The sequence below is a fragment of the Stenotrophomonas sp. genome (assembly GCF_036662295.1).
Lineage (GTDB): Bacteria > Pseudomonadota > Gammaproteobacteria > Xanthomonadales > Xanthomonadaceae > Stenotrophomonas.
Map to the genome: position 1 here is coordinate 1 of NZ_JAVWXA010000064.1, position 22,248 is coordinate 22,248.

At 64.4% G+C, this 22,248-nt stretch carries 16 protein-coding genes; 8 read left to right on the top strand and 8 right to left on the bottom strand.

The window, feature by feature from the left end:
* Positions 1 to 350: 350 nt before the first annotated feature.
* From RSA25_RS12920 to RSA25_RS12940, 5 genes are all read left to right on the top strand, one after another.
* Positions 351 to 2,627 (top strand): methyl-accepting chemotaxis protein, encoded by a 2,277-nt coding sequence (locus RSA25_RS12920; protein WP_332809270.1) that lies wholly within the window; start codon positions 351 to 353, stop codon positions 2,625 to 2,627.
* A 53-nt stretch (positions 2,628 to 2,680) separates the two neighbouring features.
* Positions 2,681 to 3,544: a CheR family methyltransferase gene (locus tag RSA25_RS12925; RefSeq protein WP_332809271.1), complete on the top strand. Its 864-nt coding sequence runs from the start codon at positions 2,681 to 2,683 to the stop codon at positions 3,542 to 3,544.
* A complete protein-coding gene (gene cheD, locus RSA25_RS12930; protein WP_332809272.1) occupies positions 3,541 to 4,137 on the top strand; it encodes a chemoreceptor glutamine deamidase CheD in 597 nt (198 codons plus the stop codon). The genes RSA25_RS12925 and cheD overlap by 4 nt, the downstream gene beginning before the upstream one ends.
* Positions 4,134 to 5,204: a chemotaxis response regulator protein-glutamate methylesterase gene (locus RSA25_RS12935; protein WP_332809273.1), complete on the top strand. Its 1,071-nt coding sequence runs from the start codon at positions 4,134 to 4,136 to the stop codon at positions 5,202 to 5,204. Before cheD ends, RSA25_RS12935 begins: the two co-directional genes overlap by 4 nt.
* Before the next feature lie 129 nt (positions 5,205 to 5,333).
* Positions 5,334 to 7,082, top strand: coding sequence for a hypothetical protein (locus tag RSA25_RS12940; protein ID WP_332809274.1), 1,749 nt, complete (start codon positions 5,334 to 5,336; stop codon positions 7,080 to 7,082).
* A gap of 440 nt (positions 7,083 to 7,522) precedes the next feature.
* Here RSA25_RS12940 and RSA25_RS12945 read toward each other — a convergent pair whose 3' ends face one another.
* The 3 genes from RSA25_RS12945 to RSA25_RS12955 form a co-directional block, all read right to left on the bottom strand.
* Complete coding sequence (locus RSA25_RS12945) at positions 7,523 to 8,083, bottom strand: hypothetical protein (RefSeq protein ID WP_332809275.1); 561 nt, start codon at positions 8,081 to 8,083, stop codon at positions 7,523 to 7,525.
* A 73-nt stretch (positions 8,084 to 8,156) separates the two neighbouring features.
* Entirely contained in the window at positions 8,157 to 8,543 is a 387-nt protein-coding gene (locus RSA25_RS12950) for a hypothetical protein (protein ID WP_332809276.1), read from the bottom strand.
* Positions 8,544 to 8,675: 132 nt separating this feature from the next.
* On the bottom strand, positions 8,676 to 9,140 hold the full coding sequence (locus RSA25_RS12955; RefSeq protein ID WP_332809277.1) for a hypothetical protein: 465 nt from the start codon (positions 9,138 to 9,140) through the stop codon (positions 8,676 to 8,678).
* A gap of 1,299 nt (positions 9,141 to 10,439) precedes the next feature.
* Between RSA25_RS12955 and RSA25_RS12960 the strand changes: the two genes are divergently transcribed.
* On the top strand, positions 10,440 to 10,679 hold the full coding sequence (locus tag RSA25_RS12960; protein ID WP_332809278.1) for a hypothetical protein: 240 nt from the start codon (positions 10,440 to 10,442) through the stop codon (positions 10,677 to 10,679).
* Between the two features lie 323 nt (positions 10,680 to 11,002).
* Entirely contained in the window at positions 11,003 to 11,539 is a 537-nt protein-coding gene (locus RSA25_RS12965) for a serine hydrolase domain-containing protein (RefSeq protein ID WP_332809279.1), read from the top strand.
* Positions 11,540 to 11,694: 155 nt separating this feature from the next.
* Here RSA25_RS12965 and RSA25_RS12970 read toward each other — a convergent pair whose 3' ends face one another.
* A complete protein-coding gene (locus RSA25_RS12970) occupies positions 11,695 to 11,946 on the bottom strand; it encodes a hypothetical protein (RefSeq protein WP_332809280.1) in 252 nt (83 codons plus the stop codon).
* 107 nt (positions 11,947 to 12,053) lie between these two features.
* Positions 12,054 to 16,778, bottom strand: a complete 4,725-nt coding sequence (locus RSA25_RS12975) for an RHS repeat-associated core domain-containing protein (RefSeq protein ID WP_332809281.1) — start codon at positions 16,776 to 16,778, stop codon at positions 12,054 to 12,056.
* A 306-nt stretch (positions 16,779 to 17,084) separates the two neighbouring features.
* Here RSA25_RS12975 and RSA25_RS12980 point away from each other — a divergent pair, with 306 nt between their 5' ends.
* Positions 17,085 to 18,617 carry a serine hydrolase domain-containing protein gene (locus RSA25_RS12980; protein WP_332809282.1) on the top strand — a complete coding sequence of 511 codons (1,533 nt, stop codon included), beginning with the start codon at positions 17,085 to 17,087 and terminating at the stop codon, positions 18,615 to 18,617.
* A gap of 47 nt (positions 18,618 to 18,664) precedes the next feature.
* Here the strand turns inward: RSA25_RS12980 and RSA25_RS12985 are convergent, their stop codons facing one another.
* The 3 genes from RSA25_RS12985 to acnB all read right to left on the bottom strand — a co-directional run.
* Positions 18,665 to 19,039 carry an energy transducer TonB gene (locus RSA25_RS12985; RefSeq protein WP_332809283.1) on the bottom strand — a complete coding sequence of 125 codons (375 nt, stop codon included), beginning with the start codon at positions 19,037 to 19,039 and terminating at the stop codon, positions 18,665 to 18,667.
* A gap of 207 nt (positions 19,040 to 19,246) precedes the next feature.
* Positions 19,247 to 19,732, bottom strand: a complete 486-nt coding sequence (locus RSA25_RS12990) for a hypothetical protein (protein ID WP_332809284.1) — start codon at positions 19,730 to 19,732, stop codon at positions 19,247 to 19,249.
* A gap of 174 nt (positions 19,733 to 19,906) precedes the next feature.
* The coding region (acnB, locus tag RSA25_RS12995) for a bifunctional aconitate hydratase 2/2-methylisocitrate dehydratase (RefSeq protein ID WP_332809285.1) at positions 19,907 to 22,248 on the bottom strand (2,342 nt) is incomplete at its 5' end.

Consider the following 22,248-nt stretch of genomic DNA (forward strand, 5'->3'; position numbering starts at 1 on the left):
GCGCCCCCCCCACCCCAACACCCCCCCCCCCCCCCGCTCGCCCCGCGCCCCCACCCTGGGGTGCGCGCTACCCCATCGCGTGCGACCCACGTATCCCAAGGTAGAGCCACCCCATGGGTGGCTGCCCCTCAACCCATCACCACGCGAACGCCCCATCACCGCGCCCAGCCACCCATGGGGTGGCGCTACCCCTTCGCGTGCGAGCCACGCATCCAACGACCACCGCTCTGACCCCCACCCCCGGCCCCACCTCAACCTGAATACGCTCAGAGACCACACCTCAATAGCCACGCCCTGCGGCCGATAACAGCATTGCCTCGACACGATTGTCGACCCAAGACGCCCTGCCCATGAATCTGCTCAGCCGCTGGAACCAGTCCTTTTCCAACCTGTCCGTCAGGCGCAAGCTCAACCTGCTCACCGCGTTGATCGCGGTGGGCGTGATCGCGCTGGCGGTGATCGCCGCGCGCATGCAGTACCTGGACCTCACCGATACCCGCAAGGACAGCCTGAAGATCCAGGTCGAGCTCACCTACGGCATCCTGGACCACTACCACCGCCTGGCCGAGACCGGCGAGCTCACCGAAGCGGCCGCCCAGTCCGCCGCGCTCGAAGCGCTGGCCCGCATGCGCGCGGACAACGACGCCTACTACTACAGCGTCTACGACACCCGGTACCGCGTGCTGATGCATCCGTTCCGCAAGGACCTGATCGGCAAGGACATGAAGGACTTCCGCTCCGAAGACGGCGTGCGCCTGTTCCATGACATGGTGCAGGTCGCCGGCAAGGGCGGCGGCGTCGTTTCCTACAAGTGGGCCAAGGCCGGTGCCGAAGGCCTGTATGACAAGTCGTCCTACGCCGGCCTCTACGCGCCCTGGCAGTGGGTCGTCAGCAGCGGCGTCTACATGGACGACGTGCAGCAGCAGGCGCTGGTGTTCACCGCGATCATGGCCGCCAGCGGCGGCGCGCTGGTACTCATCGTGCTGGCCCTGAGCTGGGTCATCGGCAACCGCATCACCCTGCCGCTGCGCCAGGCCACCCGCGTGGCCGAGAGCATCGCCGCCGGCAAGCTGGACAGCCGCATCGGCGCCCAGCCGCTGGATGAGCCGGGCCGCCTGCTGGAAAGCATGGGCCGCATGCAGCAGCAGCTGCACGCGGTCATCAGCGGCCAGCGCGAGATGGCCAGCCAGCACGAAGCCGGCCAGACCACCTTCCGCATGGACGAAAGCGCCTTCCCCGGCGAGTACGGCCTGATGGTGCATGAAACCAACGCACTGGTCGGCGCGCACGTGCAGACCATGGTCGACGTGCTGCAGGTGGTGCAGCGCTATGCGGTGGGCGACCTGCACGCCGACATCGCCCGCTACCCGGGCGAGAAGGCCGAGATCACCGCCACGGTGGATACGGTCAAGCGCAACCTCGGCAGCATCAACCACGAGATCAAGCGCCTGGCAGGCGCCGCCGCGGCCGGCGATTTCAGCCAGCGCGGCGATGCCGCCCGTTTCGATCACGATTTCGGCCTGATGATCGCCAACCTCAACGCGATGATGCAGGTCAGCGACGACAACCTCGGCAAGCTCTCGCTGCTGCTGTCGGGCATTGCCGAAGGCGACCTCACCGTGCGCATGCACGGCGACTTCCAGGGCGTGTTCGCCCGCATGCGCGACGATGCCAACGCCACCGTCAGCCAGCTCACCCAGATCGTCGGCCAGATCCAGGGTTCGGCCAGCAGCATCAACCAGGCCGCCGGTGAAATCGCCAGCGGCAACAGCGACCTGTCGCGCCGCACCGAACAGCAGGCCGCCAACCTGGAAGAAACCGCCGCCTCGATGGAGGAACTCACCTCTACCGTGCGCCAGAACGCCGAACACGCCCGCCAGGCCAACCAGCTGGCCATCGGCGCGCACAGCGTGGCCAGCCAGGGCGGTGAAGTGGTCGGCCAGGTGGTCACCACCATGAGCGCGATCGAGGCCAGCTCCCGTCGCATCGCCGAGATCATCTCGGTCATCGATGGCATCGCCTTCCAGACCAACATCCTGGCGCTCAACGCCGCCGTGGAAGCGGCGCGTGCCGGCGAGCAGGGCCGCGGCTTTGCCGTGGTCGCCTCCGAAGTGCGCACCCTGGCCCAGCGCTCGGCCGGTGCCGCCAAGGAGATCAAGGGCCTGATCGACGACTCGGTGGCCAGCGTGGCCGACGGCTCGGCCCTGGTCCGCAAGGCGGGCAGCACCATGGGCGAGATCGTGGCCTCGGTGCAGCGCGTGACCGACATCATGGCCGAGATCTCAGCCGCCTCGCAGGAACAGTCCGCCGGCATCGAACAGGTCAACCAGACCGTCACCCAGATGGACGAAACCACCCAGCAGAACGCCGCGCTGGTGGAGGAAGCCACGGCCGCCGCGCGCGCCATGGAAGAACAGGCCACCCAGCTTGCCGATGCCGTGGCGATCTTCCGCCTGGACAACCAGGTGGCCGCGGCGGTCAGCGCGGTCACCTCGCGGGTGGTCGTGCCGGCCGCGCTGCGCCCCACCGCCAGGGCCGGTGCCGCCCCGGTGGCCCGCATCGCACCGGCGCCGCGCGCCACCCAGCGCAGCCCGGCTGCCGATGACGGCAACTGGCAAGAGTTCTGAGCCCTCGCGGCGGCCCCGGTGCCGCCGCTTCCCCACCCCCATCGAGTGCGCCCGTGTCCACGCCTTCCGCTCCTGCCGCCACCTCCCAGAACGGCCGCGAATTCGAGTTCGCCGACCGCGATTTCCGCCGCGTCTGCGACCTGATCTATCAACGCGTCGGCATCTCGCTGGCCCCGGCCAAGCGCGACATGGTCTATGGGCGCCTCTCGCGCCGCCTGCGCGCGCTCGGCCTGCGCAGCTTCACCGAGTACCTGGACCAGCTGGAAAAGGACGGCGGCGATGAGTGGCAGGCCTTCACCAATGCGCTGACCACCAACCTCACCGCGTTCTTCCGCGAACCGCACCACTTCGAGAAGCTCGACACCGAACTGCGCGCGCGCGCCGGCCACGGCACCCTGCAGCTGTGGTCGTGCGCGGCTTCCACCGGCGAAGAGCCCTATTCCATGGCCATCACCGCCTGCGAAGCCTTCGGCACCCTCAAGCCGCCGGTGCGCATCCTGGCCACCGACGTGGACACCCAGGTGCTGGCCACCGCCAGCCGCGGCGTGTACGCCATCGACCGCGTGTCCGGGCTGGACCCGGCCATCAAGAAGCGCTATTTCCAGCGCGGCAGCGGCCCCAACGAAGGCCATTGCCGGGTCAATCCGGCCCTGCGCGAATTGATCGACTTCCGCCCGCTCAACCTGCTGGCGCCGCGCTACGACGTCGGCGGTCCGTTCGATGCACTGTTCTGCCGCAACGTCATGATCTATTTCGACAAGCCCACCCAGCGCGGCATCCTTTCGCGACTGATCCAGCACATGGGCGACGATGGCCTGCTCTACACCGGCCACTCGGAAAACTACCTGCACGCAGCCGACCTCATCCAGCCGTGCGGCCGCACCCTGTACAAGCGCGCGCCCGGAGCCCCGGCATGAATGCAGCGGTGCGCAACGACGATGTGATGCGGTACTTCGACAGCCGCTTCAAGGTGACCGCGGCCAAGCTGCTGCCCACCCAGTACCTGGTGGTGGACGATGACACCGCCCTGACCACCACCCTGGGCTCGTGCGTGGCCGCGTGCCTGCGCGACCCGGTGCTCAAGATCGGCGGCATGAACCACTTCCTGCTGCCCGAGGGCAACGTCGGCGACGGTGCCCCCGCGCGCTACGGCAGCTACGCCATGGAACTGCTGATCAACGACCTGCTCAAGCGCGGTGCCCACCGCAAGCGCCTGGAAGCCAAGGTGTTTGGCGGCGCCAACGTGCTCAAGGGCTTCACCAGCAACCCGGTGGGCACCCGCAACGCCGAGTTCGTGCGCCAGTACCTGCAGGCCGAGCACATCCCGGTGCTGGCCGAGGACCTGTGCGGCATCCACCCGCGCAAGGTGTGGTTCTTCGCCGATACCGGCCGGGTGGTCGTGCAGCGCCTGCCGCATGCCCATGAAGCCGAAGTGGCGGCCACCGAATCGGCCGTGCGCGCCCGCCTGTCCAAGGCCCCGGTCACCGGCGGCGTGGAGTTGTTCGAATGACCCACCATGGCCCTTGCCGCGTCCTCATCGTCGACGACTCGGCCGTTGTCCGCCAGATGCTGACCGAAATCCTGGCAAGCGATCGCGACATCGAGGTGGTCGGCACCGCCGCCGACCCGTTGCTGGCGCGCGAGAAGATCAAGCGACTGGCGCCGGACGTGATCACCCTGGACGTGGAGATGCCGCGCATGGACGGCCTGGCGTTCCTGGAAAACCTCATGCGCCTGCATCCGCTGCCGGTGGTGATGATTTCCTCGCTCACCGAGCGCGGCGCCGACACCACCCTGCAGGCACTGGCGCTGGGCGCGGTGGATTTCGTGTCCAAGCCCAAGATCGACGTCGCCCGCGGCCTGCAGGGCTATGCCGAGGAGATCATCGCCAAGGTCAAGATGGCCGCACGCTCGCGCGTGCGCACCCTGGCCCGCCCGATCACCCCGCGCGTCACCCTGGACGCGGTGGCACCGGCCGCGCCGCCGCGCAGCATCCAGTTCCGCACCACCGACCGCCTGATCGCCATCGGCGCCTCGGCCGGTGGCACCGAAGCGCTGCGCGTGGTGCTGGAAGGCATGCCCGCCGACGCCCCGGCCGTGGTGATGACCCAGCACCTGCCCGCCGCCTTCAGCACCCCGTTCGCCGAGCGCCTGGACCGCCATTCGGCGATGTCCGTGCGCGAAGCCACCGACGGCGAAGCCGTGCTGGCCGGCCACGCCTACCTGCCGCCCGGCGGCAAGCACCTGCGCATCATCCGCGACGGTGCGCGCTGGCGCTGCCGCGTGGATGACGGCCCGGCCGTCAACCGCCACAAGCCGGCGGTGGACGTGCTGTTCCGCTCGGTGGCCGAAAGTGCCGGCGGCAACGCCATCGGCGCCATCCTCACCGGCATGGGCGACGACGGCGCACGCGGCCTGCTCGAACTGCGTAACGCCGGCGCCCCCACGCTGGTGCAGGACGAAGCCACCAGCGTGGTCTGGGGCATGCCCGGCGCCGCCTACAAGCTGGGCGCCGCCGAAGAAATGGTGCCGCTGGAGCGCATCGCCGAACGCCTGATGGCCCTGGCTCGCAGCTAACCCGCGCCCGCCCCCGGCAATGCCACGCCACGCGTGGCCCCCGGTACTGCCACGCCATGCGTGGCAATCCCTCACCACGCCGCACCCCAACCAACACCGCACACCCGGATTCATCCAAGGAGCACCACCGTGAGAGCCTCACATCACACCCTCCCCCGCACGCTGCTGTGCAGCCTGCTGCTGGCCACCCCGGCGTTCGCCGCCGACCCGGCCCCCGCCCCGTCCCTCCCGGCCGCCACCACGCCCGCCGCCGACGCCGACGCCACTGCAGCGGCCGCCGCTCCCGAGGCCCCCAGCGCCGATGCCGCACTCGCCACCGCAATGGCCGCCCCGGCCACCGCGATCGACTGGCGCAAGCAGGTCAGCATCCGCGGCAAGCCCGGCACCGGCACCCGCGATCTGGAAAATGACAAGGGCACGCTGCGCCTGGTCGTCCGCAGCGACACCGCCAAGGTCACCGCGCTGAAGGTCGGCGAATTCGCCCTGCGCGCGCTCGGCGGCTATGGCACCACGCGCACCTTCTCCAAGGACGACCTCAAGGGCGAGCTCGTCCCCGGCCTGCCCAGCCCCGCCCACGACGCCCTGCCGGCCCTGCTCGCCGAGCGGCTGGACAGCTACTTCAGCGCCCATCCCGGCGCCATTCCCGGCGAGAGCCACGTGCTGGAAGCGCGCACCACGCAGTGGACGCTGGTGTATCAGGACCTGGCCCCCGGCGCCACCGCCTACGAGTTGCGTCACGAACTGAACATCGGCTTCCCGATCGCCGGCGTGCTGCGCGGGCCGGCCGGCCGCAACGTGCAATGCAACACGCCGCCGCAGGTGGCTACGCTGCAGGAGTGGAAGGCCGACGACTACGCCAAGGTGAAGCAGGCCTCCCGCCAGGTCGCCGAAGCCTGCGCGGAGGTGTTCGCCAAACAGTTGCCCAACCTGCTGCAGGACGTGGCCAACGAAGAGGCCGTCGCCCGCAGGCTCGCCGCGGCCGCCGCCACCCCCACCGAGGGCGACAGCGCAGCGGCGAAGGCACGCATCCGCATCTTCGGTGCCAACGGCCAGGGCATCACCATGCTGACCGACGCGCCCTGCCGCGAGCAGTACCGCAGCAAGGTCGAGGTGGTGCGCTCGGCGGGCCGGGCCATCGGCAGCGTGTTCGGCGGCGCGCCGGACAACGTCTCGCTGGGCATGCCCGAGACCGACACCGTGCGCAACATGAAGAGCGTCGCCTTCTCCAAGCCCAACTACCAGGAGTTCGAAGTGGCCGGCGGCCGGCCGCTGATCTTCGATGCCCGCATCGAGAACACCAACGACTACCGCTGCGCCGCCGACCTCTCGCTGCAGTTCATCCCCGAACCGGGTGCCGACTACGAGGTCTTCATGAAGATCGGTGGCGGCATGTGCCTGCTCTCCAGCACCAAGGTGGCCCAGGACGGCACCCTGCAGAACAATCCGGTGCTGCAGCCGCGCACCAGTTGCCAGGCCCCCGCCCAGCCCGCACTGCGCGCCCGCGTGGAGATGGCGGTGTTCCTGTTCGAACCCGGCAACGTGCACTACCGCAGCCTGGGACTGGGCAACGACGACGCCCTCAACGTGCTGCCCGACAGCGCCGACAATGCCGCCCGCTTCGAGGAGGTGCTGCAGCAGACCGCCGCCCTGCCCGGCACCCGCGTCTGCGTGGTCGTTCCCGACCTGGACTACACCAGCACGCTGCATGGCCCGCTGGAAGCGCTGGTGCTGGACAAGGGCCCGGCCCTGCCCGGCCTGTGGGAAACGGCCGCCACGGTCAACCTCAAGCGCAGTGCCGCCGCCGGCACGGCCATCGACCTGGCCGCCGCCACCCGCCACTGCCAGGGCCTGCCACGGGCCGCGTTCGACCCGCACTGATCGCCGACCCGGCTTCCCGGGCGCCCGCGCCCCGGCCGATTCAACCTCCGCCGGGGCGCGGGGGCGTCACTGGCCCCAGTACAGGCGCATCGGGTTGTCGACCAGCCGCTTGCGCTGCAGCTCGGCGTTCACCGCAATGCGCGGTATGAAATCGACCAGCGCGCCGTCATCAGGCATGTGCGAGGTCAGGTTCGGGTGCGGCCAGTCGGTGCATGAGCTGGCCGAGGTCCTGGTAACGCCCCTCACCCTGCGCCGCGGCAAGACAGTGCAGGCCACACCGGCGGCCACGCGCATGCTGCGCCCGGCACTTTCGGAACTGGCGGCGGGTATGCGCCGAGCGCGTCGATGATGGCAACCAGGCTTGGCCGTTCCGCTACCCGTGATCGGCGGGGGCGTCGGTCCAGCGCGTTGAAAGCTGACTCCACGATCGCAGGCGGCACTCATGGGCCGAAGCCAACCGCCATCGCCACCACTTTTCCGTCCCGCAGGAAGTAGCAGTTGTTGGATCCATCCTCATGGAAGATGCAGGTCCGGCTGACCACCGCTCCACCAATGCGATCCGGCGCGCTTTCCTTCGCCGCGAATGGATTCGTCACCCTTTGCACGTCCGCCGCCGAGGCGCCGAGTGGTATACCCCTCAAGGCTATGCCTTTCAGCGACTCAACTGACCCTGCCGCACCACCTGCCGTCGCTGGCCAAGACACGCGAATCTCATCCACCGTCCGAAACGCGGGCGCAACGTCCGGATTCGAGAGGAGTGTCACGTCCAGTCCAGAGGCCGCATCGTGATAGGTGCGCCGGATCATGCCGTTCTGATCAATGTCCGTCCTGCCGTGCCCATACCGATGGATCAGATCACCTTCATCGTAGGCATGGGGAAGGAATCCAGCGTCCGCAAATGCCTTCGCGATGTAGTCGACGCTCTTCTTCTGTGCAAGGACGGGAGACGGGATGGAAAGCAGCCAGGCACCCAGAATCAGAGGGATCGATCGTTTGTTCATCACAGGGACATGGCGTGGTGGTTGGCCTGGTCGTGTCGATCGACTTGAGATGGACATCTGCACAGTTCCATTTTCAATGCCGCGGCGGAAGAATGCGTCCAGACACCTGCTCGCAATCGGCAATGGGTATCTCATCCCGCAACCATTCTTCAGCCGCGCTCAAGCCAGGCGCTGCTAGTCGAATGAAGAGCGGCCCCCACGGATCCCCTCGATTCCTGCCCAGCAACATGAGATCCCGCTCCTTTGAGCGCATCTCACCCAACTTCTCGAACTTCTCTGTGGCGAGCCACCCTTGCCGCCTGATCTCTTGCGAAAATCCAGGGTGCCCCCCGATCATCACTTCAATGGTGGAATTACCCAATCGCAATGTAGCCACGTCAAAATCCGGCCCAGGACTCTCAATAGAGACGGACGCAGACAAGGGCAGATCGGCGCAGACGCCGAAACGTTCGCTGATCACCTGCCTATGCACGTCCGCCGCACACCCTGCGGTCGCAATGACCAAACCCAGCGCAAGCATTCTAATCAAAGCAATCTCCGGTCCGACGTGCATCTTGCACGCGCATGGCCTTCGTGGCTTCGGAGACCTGATCTAGATCTCCCACAACATGGATTGCGTAACCACCCATCTACCCGAACGCTTCCTCAAGAACGCATCTCCATTCTGTCCTGTCGGCGGAAATCCAAACTCGATGAAAGCCGCGTCATCATCGAAGTACAACTTGTACAACACCATGTAAGCAGCATTCTGGTCAAACTCTGCCATTGATTTCACAAGGATATAGGGAGACTCTTCACGATCACACTGCTTGTAGCCAAGAGGCGCAAAACCCCATACGACGGCAATCTTCTTGGCGTGGAGGTGATCGCCAGCATATCGAGCAAAATCGCGATCATTTGCAACGGCTTTGAGCAGTTCGTCCACCACCGCGTCGCACGTCTTTGAAGAGCGCTCATCAGCCGATGGCACGCAAGCTGTCACCTGCGTCAACGACGCCGCCAGCAGGACTCGAAACACGATCCCAGCCCTGCAACCGCGCCCTTTCAACGTAGACATGGCACACCTCTCCCGAGCATCCTACTTGAATATGCGGCGATAACAGTAGCTACCGCTCCGTCTAAACCAGGTCGCGAATTCATCTCGATCAAACAACCGCAGTTGCTTCATGGGAATACTGTATCGCTGAAAGAAGGTCAACATCTCCCTCAATCCATCCCCGTCCACGGCGCACGTGTACCCTGCGATTCCGTCCAGGACCACACTCACACGGCGCGCAGAAAAATTGAAAGTCATGCGGACCGTGGGTCCGAGGAGCCTTCCAGGGATCCAAACTCTGACGTCCTCGCCCTCGCTGGCACCTATCCTTCCGATAACCAAGAAGGACGATGCTGCTCCACGATGTCCAACAGAAGATCAATGAAATCCACGGGACTGTAATCAAGCGTCCCGCCGAAGCAGAGCTTGACCGCTGCCTCCCGAATGACGGGTCGCGCATAGTCTGCGCGATAGCTCCAGCCATCCTCAGTACAGACGGAAAAACTACACCTGAGCAGAGAACGCCTGAAGGAAATGCGAGGGGTTGCCTCGCCATCTCCTATCAACGTATCCCCGATCAACAGCACCGTGCTCTCTTCATAATTTGGCGCCCCCATCCCTCGATCCATCCGCCTGGAAAAAAACGCAAGGGGCGTAGTCGATCCTGCGAGCTTCCACTGCTCAAGGATCCCGCAAGCCGATTTCGGCGCTGACTCACAGGCAGCCACCTCGAATCGGACTCCGCCATCATCGTGACGCTCCAGCCTCCAGTAGCGCGTCGAGTCTGAGTAATCGCTCAAGATCAGCATTTCCACGATAGTAGACCCTGAGCTAGTTTCGTAAAGTTCACCAGGAAAGCCCCGTCCTCGACGCGACGATGAACAGCCTGATCAACGAAACACCGTCGAGATGACGATGATCGCCCTGACAAAAACGATGCAAAGCATACTTATGTCGAACAGTCCGAACCGCTACAGCGCCCCGGAGCACCCCCCATACACGCGTTCAGGCCTGTCACGAAGACTGACGGCAAGCACGCGCCGTTCAAACAGCCCGCATTCCCCCATGACGTTGTAAAGGATCAGAATTCCGGCCTCATTGACATATCCAGTGAAGACACCATTGCCTCCATCCGACGCACCTCTAACGAGGTATATCTCCTCCCCCGGAGTGCGCTGCATCCCCTTCAGACTGGTCAAGGCAGTCCCACCAGGCATCTCGGAGAGAAGGGCCGCACGCTGTGAGTTCTGCAGCAGCCACTGCTCAGCCGCCGCCTCCTCATCCGGACTCAGCGTTGAAATCCTTGCTGACGAAACTTGGATGGAATTGCTTGGCGACACGATCCCCGCGCTTGCATCAACCCAATCCGAAGGCCATGGATTCTCTACTGTTGGATACGAGCTGCAAGCTGTAATCAGCAAGATCAAGGCCGCAACTGAAGACATGCACCTGATCATCTGCACCTTGGATTTTTTCATAGTATCCCCCTCACCCGATCACCCGGAACGCCGGGGAGCTCATAGGCTTGCCGGTGCGGCGCCCATCAAAACACCAACGTAAAAAATGCGGTGTTTTTTCCCTCCCGTCCTTCCTCAGACGACCGTATGACGGCGAGACCCGCTCGCGCAGGCCAATTGAAACTCCCTATCCCGCATTGGGCCAGTTAATGGCAGCAACAATCAATAGGCCAGCCGTGTCCCATCCCCAACCGGATCAAAAATCAGATTTCCCTGACCCCTCCGTCGCGCCACACTCCCCGCTTTCGCCCGGGTCCCTCTCGCGCCCCCACCCCGCCACACCACCCACCGCCCCCCCTCCCGACTGGCTACACTCGCCAAACCCACCACCTGCCCACCGACCCGCCCACAAGGAACCGCCGCATCATGCGCAAGCGCCTCACCGGGATCGCGTCCACGCCGAACAAGGCAACCCAGCACGGAATCCCTCGTCTCTCCCTTGGCTGGCTGGCGCTGCTGCTGTACTCCCTGTCCACCGCGCAGGCAGCAGCCACCACCGATGATCCCGTTGCGCTCCAGGCGCGCATCACCCGCGTCGAACAGGGCCTGTCCCCCCGCGTGGTGGTCAAGGGTGCACCGCGCCCGGCGATGACGTTGCAGGCGCGCATGGCTTACCACCACGTGCCCGCCGTCAGCATTGCGCTGATCGACCACGGGCAGGTCCAGTGGGCCCGCGCATACGGCGTGGCCGATGCCACCAGCGGACAGGCGGCCACGCCCGCGACGTTGTTCCAGGCCGCCTCGATCAGCACGACGGTGGCTGCGGTCGCCGCGTTGCGCATGACCGAACAGGGCCAGCTCGCGCTGGACCGCCCCGCCAACGACGACCTCACCCACTGGCAGATGCCGGACAACGCCTTCACCGCGCAGCAGGCGGTGTCGCTCCAGCGGGTTGAATTCTGACTCCATGGCCGCAAGCGACACTTACGGGCCGAAGCCAACCGCCATCGCCACCACTCTTCCATCACGCAGGAAGTAGCAGTGCTTGGATCCATCCTCATGGAAGATGCAGGTCCAGATTCTTCGGGGACCAGCCTGTACCTGCATCGCAAGTTCGTTCAATACGCCCCGGTGCAATCCCAATCAGGCGGACTAACATCAGGCACGAGGGAGCACGTATTGGTGCCCGGACCGTGATAATTGAACGAGAGGCTGAATCTCTCCTTTTCGCTGGATGAGTAGTGGTACATCACACCAACCGAGTCGTACCCTTGATCGGCACCTTCATATCCGCCGCCAAGCTCTTGAAGGCTCCGCGGATACCTTCCGGCTGTTGAACGGAAAGCCTCCAGAGCAACGATGATTTCCATGCCTTTTTCCATGCCATGAACCGCTTTTCGGCCCTCGCCTGGCGGCTGGCAGGATGCCAGGAGGCAACAGACTCCCAACAATGAAAGATGGAGAGCGTGAATTTGTTTCATTGGCCACATCCGCACTGCGAACGACTGGCAACAGTGTTACGCAAAGCGTCCCATACTTCCGAAGAGAGCTGATCAACATCCGAATGCCTATACGCTTTCTCCCACATGTAAGCCTGAGCCTCGTACTTTCCTCTCGAAAACAGATCATTGAAGTACATAGCCGCGCCACCTGCAGAGCTGATCGATCCATAAAAATACGGATCACCAATTCCAATTGACAAGCCGGCCTGAGGCAATGCGAGCTTGGCAATCAAATGCGCCCCCTGCCTCCGTTGCCAAATATGAAGAACCTCGTGCGCGAACACTGCACGGGCATGCAGGTCCGCTAGGTTAACACCATTGCCCAGCTCCTCATTAATGAAGTATCGACTTTGCAGATCCACTCTTCCTCCAACCAAAGACGATGCGCGCTCGTTCTTCGTTATTCTCAGATCAATACTATCAACGTCGAAGCATTCCCCGAAAATACTGTGAATGAATGAACCCTCTTGGGCATTAAGAGGCCGCAAACCCAAAGGGTCGGCGACGTCAACCGGACGTCCATAGGTGTACTGATAGGACGAAATACCGCCAACCAATCCAACAGGGTCGCTTTGAGAGTATCTACCAATGACCGGATCATAGTCCCGCTGGTAGTTGTAGAACATCCCGCTAGCATTCGTCGCCTGCTGCCCCGGAAAGCGCAGCGCCAGCTCAAAGCCCACCCCATCACCATCCGGATCCGCATTCGGCGCTTGGTTGCCAAACACCTCGCTCTTGCTGCTCCACTCCCAGATTGCCACATCCCGCACCGGGTCGATGACTACACGCGGCGTACCCAGGTGATCAGGTTGCACATAAGTCAACTCCGGCACGCCACTCCCAATCTGACCTAGCAGCGCGACCGGGTAATTGTCCAACCAGACAGCCTGCTGTTGCGGCTCGCCCGTCGCAGCGTAATTGCCAATCCACTGCCCCGCTTCGTCATACAGCGTGATCTGACGGTCCCCGCCTGCCGGAATCCGCAGCACCCGCTCGCCAAGGTGGTTGTAGCCGTAGCTCTCCACCACAGCCCCCGCCTGTTTGATGCCGCTCATGCGGTTGGCATCGCTGAAGCTGAATTCCTTGCCGTCTGCCAGTGTCGTGTTACCAGCCGCGTCATGACTCCGAGACTCACCATTGATCGCAAGCAACCGATGAGTGTCCGCCGGGTAGGTATAGCTTGCAGTGCCAGCGGCCGTGGTCAGTGCAGTGCGATTTCCCGTGGCATCGTAGGCATAGGTTTCGATTGGCGTGCCAGTGGCCCCATCCTGGGTCTGGGTCAGGCGACCCAACGCGTCATAGCCATACTTGGCCAGGACACTCGCCCCCGTTCCGCTACTCAGCTGGGTGACCGCCCCGACCTCGTCGTAGCCGAAGCTCAACGACAAGCCGCCCGCCGCCGGGTCGTGGACTGCGTGCGGACGATAGTCCAGGTCGAGCGGGCGCTGCAGTTGACGGCCATTGCCATAGGTCCAGCCAGTAGCCGGGCCAAATGCGGCGTGGGTGAGCTGGTTGATGACTACCTGCCTTGCCTGCCCGGGCCGGGTTACGCCGATCTCGCTGACGCGGCCCAGGTTGTCGCGCACATAGTCTGCGACGCTACCGTCCGGATAGGTCAAGGCAGCCAAGCGGCCGGCATGGCTATAAGCGAAGCGCAACGAAGTAGCGACACCGTTCACCGTCTGCACCTTGCGCGTCACCTGGCCGAACCGGTCGTAGCAGTACGCCGTGCTTCCGTTGGCGTGCAGCACAGTCCCCACACGCCCCTTCCCGAAGCGCTCGTCTGGATCGCAGACAATCGGTGCGATGTCGTAGTTGTAGCCAACGTCCAGATTGGGATCTGGATACGCGATGCCGATGAGACGGTTGATGGCGTCGTAGCTATAGGTGGCGGTCACACCGCGGGCATCGGTTCTCGTCTTGCGGTTGCCTGCCGCGTCCAAGGTGAAAGCGGTGCCTCCACTGTCCGGGCTGTTCTGCGCGGTAAGGTCGCCGAAGCCGTTATACGTGTAGGTCGTGTTCAGGCCTTTTGGATCAGTCACCTGCGCCACTTGATCCAGAGCGTTGTAGGTGGACCGTATTTCAGCGTTGATGCCGCCTACATCCTGCAACGTCCTCACAAGACGACCCAATGGGTCGTACTGCTGGGTGGTCACACGCTGCAGAGCATCGGTGACCGACGATGGATTGCCATCCGCGTCGTAGGTGAAGCCGGTAGCATGCCCTCCCGCATCCTTGGCGGTGGTGAGCTGTCCCAGCGTGTTGTAGATGCGCGACAGAGTGCGGCGCAGCGTGCCCGTATCGTCGAGGGTATCTTCCTTCAGCCGGTTGCCCGCGCTGTCCAGCGTGTAGTGGATCGAGTTCCCCGCGCTGTCAGCGATATCGGTCAAGCGCTGTGCTGAATCGTAAAGATAGGTCACGCTGCCGCCGTCCGGCTCTGTGACCTGCTGAATCTTTCCGGTTGGCCAATAGCTGAACTCGGTGATGCGGTCACCAGCACTCGTGCTGCCGCGCACCGTCATGGAGGTCAACCAGCCGCGTGGATGATAGGTCTTGTCGGTGATCACGCCGTTCGCGTCCTTCATCGATAGCGGCCTGCCGAAGGCGTCATACGCCAGCACTTCCACGCTCTGCCCTACGCCATTGGTGACACTGCGGAGGTCGCCGCGACGATAGCCGCAACTGGCTCCAGTTGTGCAGCCGGCATCATCTGCAGCGTAATACGCAAACGTCGTCACGTCGCTTACGTCCGCACGAGGACCATCGATCGTGCGAATAAGGCCGACCTCCGGGCAATCGGCACCTAGAGCCTCGCAGTAGACAAGGCTGGAGGTGCGTGTCTGGTTGTTGGCCGTGTCGCGCACAGTGATGGTGGTCGGCTGCAAGCGCGCATTACGCACCGTGCGCGTCTCGCGGTTGCCGATACGCTCCAGGACGACACGATTCGCGGCCACACTGGCATGCACAACCGAAACGCGCTGCGACGGTGTGCCGGAGGCTTCGGTGATAGTGTGTATGGCAACCGGGCCGGCCGCTGCGTCGTTGCCCTGGCTGTAGGCATGTTTGGTGACTGTGCCGCGCTTGTCGGTAACATTGCGCAGACGACGCCGGAAGTCGCTGCTGGCCGGGAAGTACGTCTGGCTGAACGCGCCGTCGGCCTCCGTGATCTTGGTGACCTTCTGCACCTCCTCGCCCTCAGCAGGAACCGACATCCGGTAGCTGGTCTGACGCCCCAGCGCGTCGGTCACGACGGTATTGCCGTCTGCATTGTATTGCAGGCGTACACCATCGATCCCCACGTCGTTTGAATCGCAGCTTGCATCGTGTCGGCTACAGGTTACGCGCCCCTTGTCGTCGTAGGCGAACCAGCTGTAGCGCCGTCCATCCTCCGCACTGACACCGGTAAGGTAGTCGGGGAATCGTGTGTCCTCGTAGTGATAGGTGCGCGCCCCGCCTCCTGCGTAGGTTACCGACACCAATTGAGCGTTCGGGCCATAGGCGTAGGAAGCGAACAAGGCCCCGTTGATCCGCAGCGTGGAAACTCTTCCGTCATCAACGCCCTGATAAGCCAACTGCACTTGGCGTCCCGTTGAATGAGTGAGCGTTATCAGACGTTGCTGCGCGTCATGCCCGTACTGAAGCCAGGTGCCATCTTCGAACTCCCGCAATTGGAGAACGCCGGCCGTATTGAAGTGCGTCACCTCGCCACGCCGGTACAGCACCCATTCGTTGGCCACCAGCGCTGCACGATCCCCACTTCCATCAGTGGCCTCGTACTGCGAGCCTACGGCCTTGAACGGCAGCTGGCTGCCGTCACTGCTGATAAGGCCAACCTGAACACTTGTGTCTCCTGTTGCCAACGGATTGGGGCCGGCAAACAGTCGCTCGCTGTGTGAGTGTGACCAGTTTTTGCCGAAGCCACCTTTTGCCGCACTCGTCAGCGAGTGGAATGTCCGCTCGAAGCGCACCCACGGCAATGCGAGGTCCACATGCGTTTCATTCTTGTCTCCAGTCGTTGGATCGCACGGATTGCCTCGCCCATAGCACATTTTTGGAATCGTACTGGTGGTGTAGTAGCCAACCACCGCCGCGCTGGTGCCAATACTGGTGCACGCCCCGCGCGTCTGATCCCACTTCATGATGGTGTTGGGGCACTTAACGACTCGTTCTCGTCGAATGACCAGTTCCTGGCCTGCAATGCACCTGTCCGTGCCAGATACGTGGTTGCGTGCCAGGACACCCGTTCTCCACTCCTCCAGCGTGCTGTTCTTGGGATCATTTCCAAAATTCTTCAGCGATGTCCAACTGGGATCCGGGATTGCCATCCGACAAATACCATTGGATGCCTTTCCCTCGCGGTAGAAGCTGAGCATTTCATCAAGCGAGTTCCAGCTCTGTTGACCCTTGTAGACCCAGTCCTTCCGCTCGATCTGGGCATCCTTGACGCCCACAATGTAAAGCGTCTTGTCCGGCAGGGGCACCTGCCGACTCACTTCGAGGGATATCGGACCAAACATCGTGAGCAGGCTGGTGCTGCTCACAATCTCCAACTGAGCAGCGCGCTCGGTAGGCAACGGGTTCGAAGAAGCTCCCACGTACCAGCCGCGCTCCGGCACCTGGGCTGCGGCGATGCCGGACACCATGAGGCTTGCCAGTGCGGCGCCCAGCAGAATACCAACGCCAAAAAAGCGATGTTTCATTTTCCTTGTCCTTCCCTAGACAACCGTATGACGGTAAGGCCCGTTCGCGCAGACCAATTAAAACTCCCAATCCTGCATTGAGCCAGTTAATGGCAGCAACAATCAATAGGCCAGCCGTGTCCCATCCCCAACCAGATCAAAAATCAGATTTCCCTGACCCCTCCGTCGCGCCACACTCCCCGCTTTCGCCCGGGTCCCTCTCGCGCCCCCACCCCGCCACACCACCCACCGCCCCCCCTCCCGACTGGCTACACTCGCCAAACCCACCACCTGCCCACCGACCCGCCCACAAGGAACCGCCGCATCATGCGCAAGCGCCTCACCGGGATCGCGTCCACGCCGAACAAGGCAACCCAGCACGGAATCCCTCGTCTCTCCCTTGGCTGGCTGGCGCTGCTGCTGTACTCCCTGTCCACCGCGCAGGCAGCAGCCACCACCGATGATCCCGTTGCGCTCCAGGCGCGCATCACCCGCGTCGAACAGGGCCTGTCCCCCCGCGTGGTGGTCAAGGGTGCACCGCGCCCGGCGATGACGTTGCAGGCGCGCATGGCTTACCACCACGTGCCCGCCGTCAGCATTGCGCTGATCGACCACGGGCAGGTCCAGTGGGCCCGCGCATACGGCGTGGCCGATGCCAACAGCGGGCAGGCGGCCACGCCCGCCACGTTGTTCCAGGCCGCCTCGATCAGCAAGACGGTGGCCGCGGTCGCCGCATTGCGCATGGTCGAGCAAGGCCAGCTCGCGCTGGACCGCCCCGCCAACGACGACCTCACCCACTGGAAGATCCCGGACAACGCCTTCACCGCGCAGCAGCCGGTCACGCTGCGCATGCTGCTCAACCACAGTGCCGGCATCAACGTGCATGGCTTTGATGGCTATGCGCAGGGCCAGCCGCTGCCGTCGCTGCTGCAGGAACTGGACGGCCGGCCGCCGTCCAATGTCGAGCCGATGCGGGTGGATACCGTTCCCGGCACGGTGTGGCGCTACTCCGGTGGCGGCTACAGCGTGGTCGAACAGTTGATGGCCGACGTGGGCGGCCAGCCGTATGCCGCGCTGGCCCAACGCTTGGTGCTCGATCCGCTGGGCATGTCCGGCAGCACCTTCGCCACCACGCTGCCGCCCGGCGCGCTGGCCCGGGCCGCCACCGCCCACGACAGCAACGGACAGGCCCTGCCCGGCCGCTGGAACGTCTATCCGGAATCCGCGGCCGCCGGCCTGTGGGCCACGCCCACCGATCTGGCCCAACTGGTGCTCGCCGTGCAGCGCGCCGATGCGGGCGCACCCGACGCCGTGCTCAGCCCTGCCACCGCCCGCCTGCTGCTCACCCGCGGCCTGGGCGAGTACAGCCTGGGCCTGTTCGTCGAGCCGCTGGGCGACCGCACCAGCTTTGGCCACAGTGGTGGCAACCACGGGTTCCGCTCGCAACTGTATGGCTACACGCGCAGCGGCCAGGGCATCGTGGTGATGACCAACAGTGACAATGGCGCGGCGCTCATCGAGGAGCTGCTCACCAGCGTCGCCACCGAATATGACTGGCCGGAGTACCGGGTGGTCGAAAAGACGGCACTGCCCCACGATGCCCGCAGCAATGCGGCCCTGGCCGGCGCGTATACGTTGGCGGGCAAACCCGCCCATGTCATTGCCGACGGCGCGGACCTGTACTTCCAGAGCGAACTGTTCGGCAGCGCGCGGATGGCGCTCTACCGCGCCTCGCCCGACCACTATTTCATGACCGCCCAGGATATGGGCCTGCTCGTGCAACGCGACGCGCGCGGCCAGGTCAATGGTTTCTCGTTGCAGCGCAACGGCGCCACCTATCCGGCCACGCGCAATCGCTGACGCCGGCGCGTGATGTCACCGCCTCCGCGTTGCGCGCGGCTGGCACGCTAGTCGTCCAGGGTGAAGCGCTGTGTCACCCGCACCTCGCCAGCGCGGGCTACGCCGTCCAACATGCCCGGCCGGTAAGTCCAGTGGCGCGTCGCATCGAGCGCCGCCTGGTCCAACGCGCGGTAGCCACTGCTTCGGATCAGCACGGCATCGATCCACGCGCCCTGTGCGTCCACCCTCACCAGCAGCACCGCCTCGCCCTCATGCCCAGCGCGCAAGGCCTCGTCGGGATAACGCGCGGGGTTGAGGTCCTTCGACGCAAGGTCGATCGAGGCTTCCACCTGGTGCGCGTCCGCCGCCGCAGGCTCCCCGGCGTGCGCCATGGCGGTGGCCACGGGCGAGAGCGCCAGAACGAGACACATCGCGCCCAGCATCGGGGTCCGGCGTCGCGCGACCGGACGGAAGGTGTCAGCGGCAAAATGAGGATGTGGCATAGGCAACGAATCAGTGCGATGGACGAGGCGCGCCACTATGCGTTCTTCAGGCGATAAAGGCCATCCGGAGCGCGGCCGCGCGTGAGTAACCCGTCGGCGGGTGTGCCGGTGGTCACCGGCTACCTCGCTTGCCCGTCAGGCATCTTGTTACCCTCCGATCTCTCCAGGCGTGCGCGCCACCTGGACATCGCTGATGGTGGCTCCATCTTTGGAGTTCAGCGTGATAAACCAATTGATCGGGGTCGCTGGGGCAGTAATGCGCTGAGCCGGCGGTGGAGAGGATGGTGTCGAATAAAGGCAGAGAATCGACGATTCAATGCCTTGCGATGAAGGTTGAGTTGCCTCGCAGGAGAAGCCGCGCGATCCGAGTTCCTGCAGGGCATCTACAACCGTTATGTTCGGAGTGACCCACCGCTTGAGCTGGATTTCAGCGTCTGCGGTGGATTGCTGATCACGGAATGGATCGGCGTTGGACGTGTTGGCATCACGCATGGCCGTGCACCCTGTCGCAGCAGAAATGGAGACCAGGAAGACCAGCAAGAAGGGGAAGGAGCCTGCCACTGGTCCATGCGCTATTGGAACGCCCATTTTCATGCAGGTAGCGCCGTTCGCCATATATTTACCAGTTGCCATGCAGATCTCCTGTCGTTGATCACGCCGCTGACAGTCTGCGGAAACAGCGACGTGCGCGGCCCCAGACGCAGAACGCCGCAGCAAGGCCCACGCCCGATGATAAATAAAAACCCCCGGCTTTCACCGGGGGTTTCCTGTTTTCAACACCGTGCCGACCAACGGCCGGCCCTACCCTCAGGCAGCGACCGTCTTGGCCACGTCCTGGTAATCCTCGATCTGGTCGAAGTTCATGTAGCGGTAGATGTCCTTGCTGCTGGCATCCAGCACGCCCACGTCGGCCATGTACTCCTCGCGGGTCGGGATACGGCCCAGACGCGAGCAGATCGCGGCCAGTTCGGCCGAACCCAGGTACACGTTGGAGTTGCGGCCCAGGCGGTTGGGGAAGTTACGGGTGGAGGTGGAGAACACCGTGGCGCCCTCGCGCACCTGGGCCTGGTTGCCCATGCACAGCGAGCAGCCCGGCATTTCCATGCGCGCACCGGCGGTGCCGAAGGTGCCGTAATGGCCTTCCTTGGTCAGCTCCGACGCATCCATCTTGGTCGGCGGGGCCACCCACAGCTTGGTCGGGATGTCGCGCTTGCCTTCCAGCAGCTTGGCCGCCGCACGGAAGTGACCGATATTGGTCATGCACGAACCGATGAACACTTCGTCGATGGCCGCACCGGCCACGTCCGACAGCGTCTTCACGTCGTCTGGATCGTTCGGGCACGCCACGATCGGCTCGTGGATGTCGGCCAGGTCGATCTCGATGACGGCCGCGTATTCGGCATCGGCGTCGCCTTCCAGCAGCTCCGGGTTGGCCAGCCACGCTTCCATCTTCTCGATGCGACGGGCCAGCGAACGCGCGTCCTGGTAACCCTCGGCAATCATCCACTTCAGCAGGGTGATGTTGCTGGTGAGGTATTCGATGATCGGCGCCTTGTCCAGGTGCACCGAGCAACCGGCGGCCGAACGCTCGGCCGAGGCATCGGAGAGCTCGAAGGCCTGTTCCACCTTCAGGTCCGGCAGGCCTTCGATTTCCAGGATGCGGCCGGAGAAGATGTTCTTCTTGCCCGCCTTGGCCACGGTCAGCAGGCCGGCCTTGATCGCATACAGCGGGATCGCGTTGACCAGGTCACGCAGGGTCACGCCGGGCTGCATCTTGCCCTTGAAGCGCACCAGCACCGATTCGGGCATGTCCAGCGGCATCACGCCGGTGGCGGCGGCGAAGGCCACCAGGCCCGAGCCGGCCGGGAACGAAATGCCCACCGGGAAGCGGGTGTGCGAGTCGCCGCCGGTGCCGACGGTGTCCGGCAGCAGCATGCGGTTGAGCCAGCTGTGGATCACGCCGTCGCCCGGACGCAGCGAGACGCCGCCACGGGTGGAGATGAACTCCGGCAGGGTGTGGTGGGTCTTCACGTCCACCGGCTTGGGGTAGGCGGCGGTGTGGCAGAACGACTGCATCACCAGGTCGGCCGAGAAGCCCAGGCAGGCCAGGTCCTTCAGCTCGTCGCGGGTCATCGGGCCGGTGGTGTCCTGCGAGCCCACCGAGGTCATCTTCGGTTCGCAGTAGGTGCCCGGGCGCATGCCCTGGCCTTCCGGCAGGCCGCACGCACGGCCGACCATCTTCTGGGCCAGCGAGAAGCCCTTGCCGGTGTCCGGCGGGTCCATCGGCAGGCGGAACAGGTCGGTCGGGGCCAGGCCCAGCGCTTCGCGCGCCTTGGCGGTCAGGCCGCGGCCGATGATCAGCGGAATACGGCCACCGGCGCGCACTTCGTCAAACAGCACGTCGGACTTGACCTTGAACTCGGCGATCACCGCGCCGTCCTTCAGCGCCTTGCCGTCGTACGGGCGCAGCTCGATCACATCGCCCATGTTCATCTGGGTGACGTCCAGTTCGATCGGCAGCGCGCCGGCATCTTCCATGGTGTTGTAGAAGATCGGGGCGATCTTGGAACCCAGGCACACGCCACCGAACCGCTTGTTCGGGATGAACGGGATGTCCTCGCCGGTGAACCACAGCACCGAGTTGGTGGCCGACTTGCGGCTGGAGCCGGTGCCGACCACGTCGCCCACGTAGGCGACCAGGTGGCCCTTGTCCTTCAGCGATTCGATGAACTTCACCGGGCCGCGCTTGCCGTCTTCTTCCGGCTCGATGCCATCGCGCTTGTTCTTGAGCATCGCCAGCGCGTGCAGCGGGATGTCCGGGCGGGTGGTGGCGTCCGGGGCCGGCGACAGGTCGTCGGTGTTGGTTTCGCCGGTCACCTTGAGCACGGTGATGGTCAGGCTCTGCGGCACTTCGGGGCGGCTGGTGAACCACTCCGCGTCAGCCCAGCTCTGCAGCACGCCCTGGGCGTTGGCATTGCCGGCCTTGGCCTTTTCCTGCACGTCGTGGAAGGCATCGAACACCAGCAGGGTGTTCTTCAGGCCTTCAGCGGCGATGGCGCCCACTTCGGCGTCTTCCAGCAGCTGGATCAGCGGCGCGACGTTGTAACCGCCGAGCATGGTGCCCAGCAGTTCGGTGGCGCGCTCGCGGC

What these genes read in the sequence shown, in the direction of transcription:
- RSA25_RS12920 (WP_332809270.1), top strand. Translation starts at nt 351, where the DNA reads ATGAATCTGCTCAGCCGCTGGAACCAGTCCTTTTCCAACCTGTCCGTC.
- cheD (WP_332809272.1), top strand. Translation starts at nt 3,541, where the DNA reads ATGAATGCAGCGGTGCGCAACGACGATGTGATGCGGTACTTCGACAGC.
- RSA25_RS12935 (WP_332809273.1), top strand. Translation starts at nt 4,134, where the DNA reads ATGACCCACCATGGCCCTTGCCGCGTCCTCATCGTCGACGACTCGGCC.
- RSA25_RS12945 (WP_332809275.1), bottom strand. Translation starts at nt 8,083, where the DNA reads ATGAACAAACGATCGATCCCTCTGATTCTGGGTGCCTGGCTGCTTTCC.
- RSA25_RS12955 (WP_332809277.1), bottom strand. Translation starts at nt 9,140, where the DNA reads ATGTCTACGTTGAAAGGGCGCGGTTGCAGGGCTGGGATCGTGTTTCGA.
- RSA25_RS12960 (WP_332809278.1), top strand. Translation starts at nt 10,440, where the DNA reads ATGGAATTGCTTGGCGACACGATCCCCGCGCTTGCATCAACCCAATCC.
- RSA25_RS12965 (WP_332809279.1), top strand. Translation starts at nt 11,003, where the DNA reads ATGCGCAAGCGCCTCACCGGGATCGCGTCCACGCCGAACAAGGCAACC.
- RSA25_RS12970 (WP_332809280.1), bottom strand. Translation starts at nt 11,946, where the DNA reads ATGGAAATCATCGTTGCTCTGGAGGCTTTCCGTTCAACAGCCGGAAGG.
- RSA25_RS12975 (WP_332809281.1), bottom strand. Translation starts at nt 16,778, where the DNA reads ATGAAACATCGCTTTTTTGGCGTTGGTATTCTGCTGGGCGCCGCACTG.
- RSA25_RS12980 (WP_332809282.1), top strand. Translation starts at nt 17,085, where the DNA reads ATGCGCAAGCGCCTCACCGGGATCGCGTCCACGCCGAACAAGGCAACC.
- RSA25_RS12985 (WP_332809283.1), bottom strand. Translation starts at nt 19,039, where the DNA reads ATGCTGGGCGCGATGTGTCTCGTTCTGGCGCTCTCGCCCGTGGCCACC.
- RSA25_RS12990 (WP_332809284.1), bottom strand. Translation starts at nt 19,732, where the DNA reads ATGGCAACTGGTAAATATATGGCGAACGGCGCTACCTGCATGAAAATG.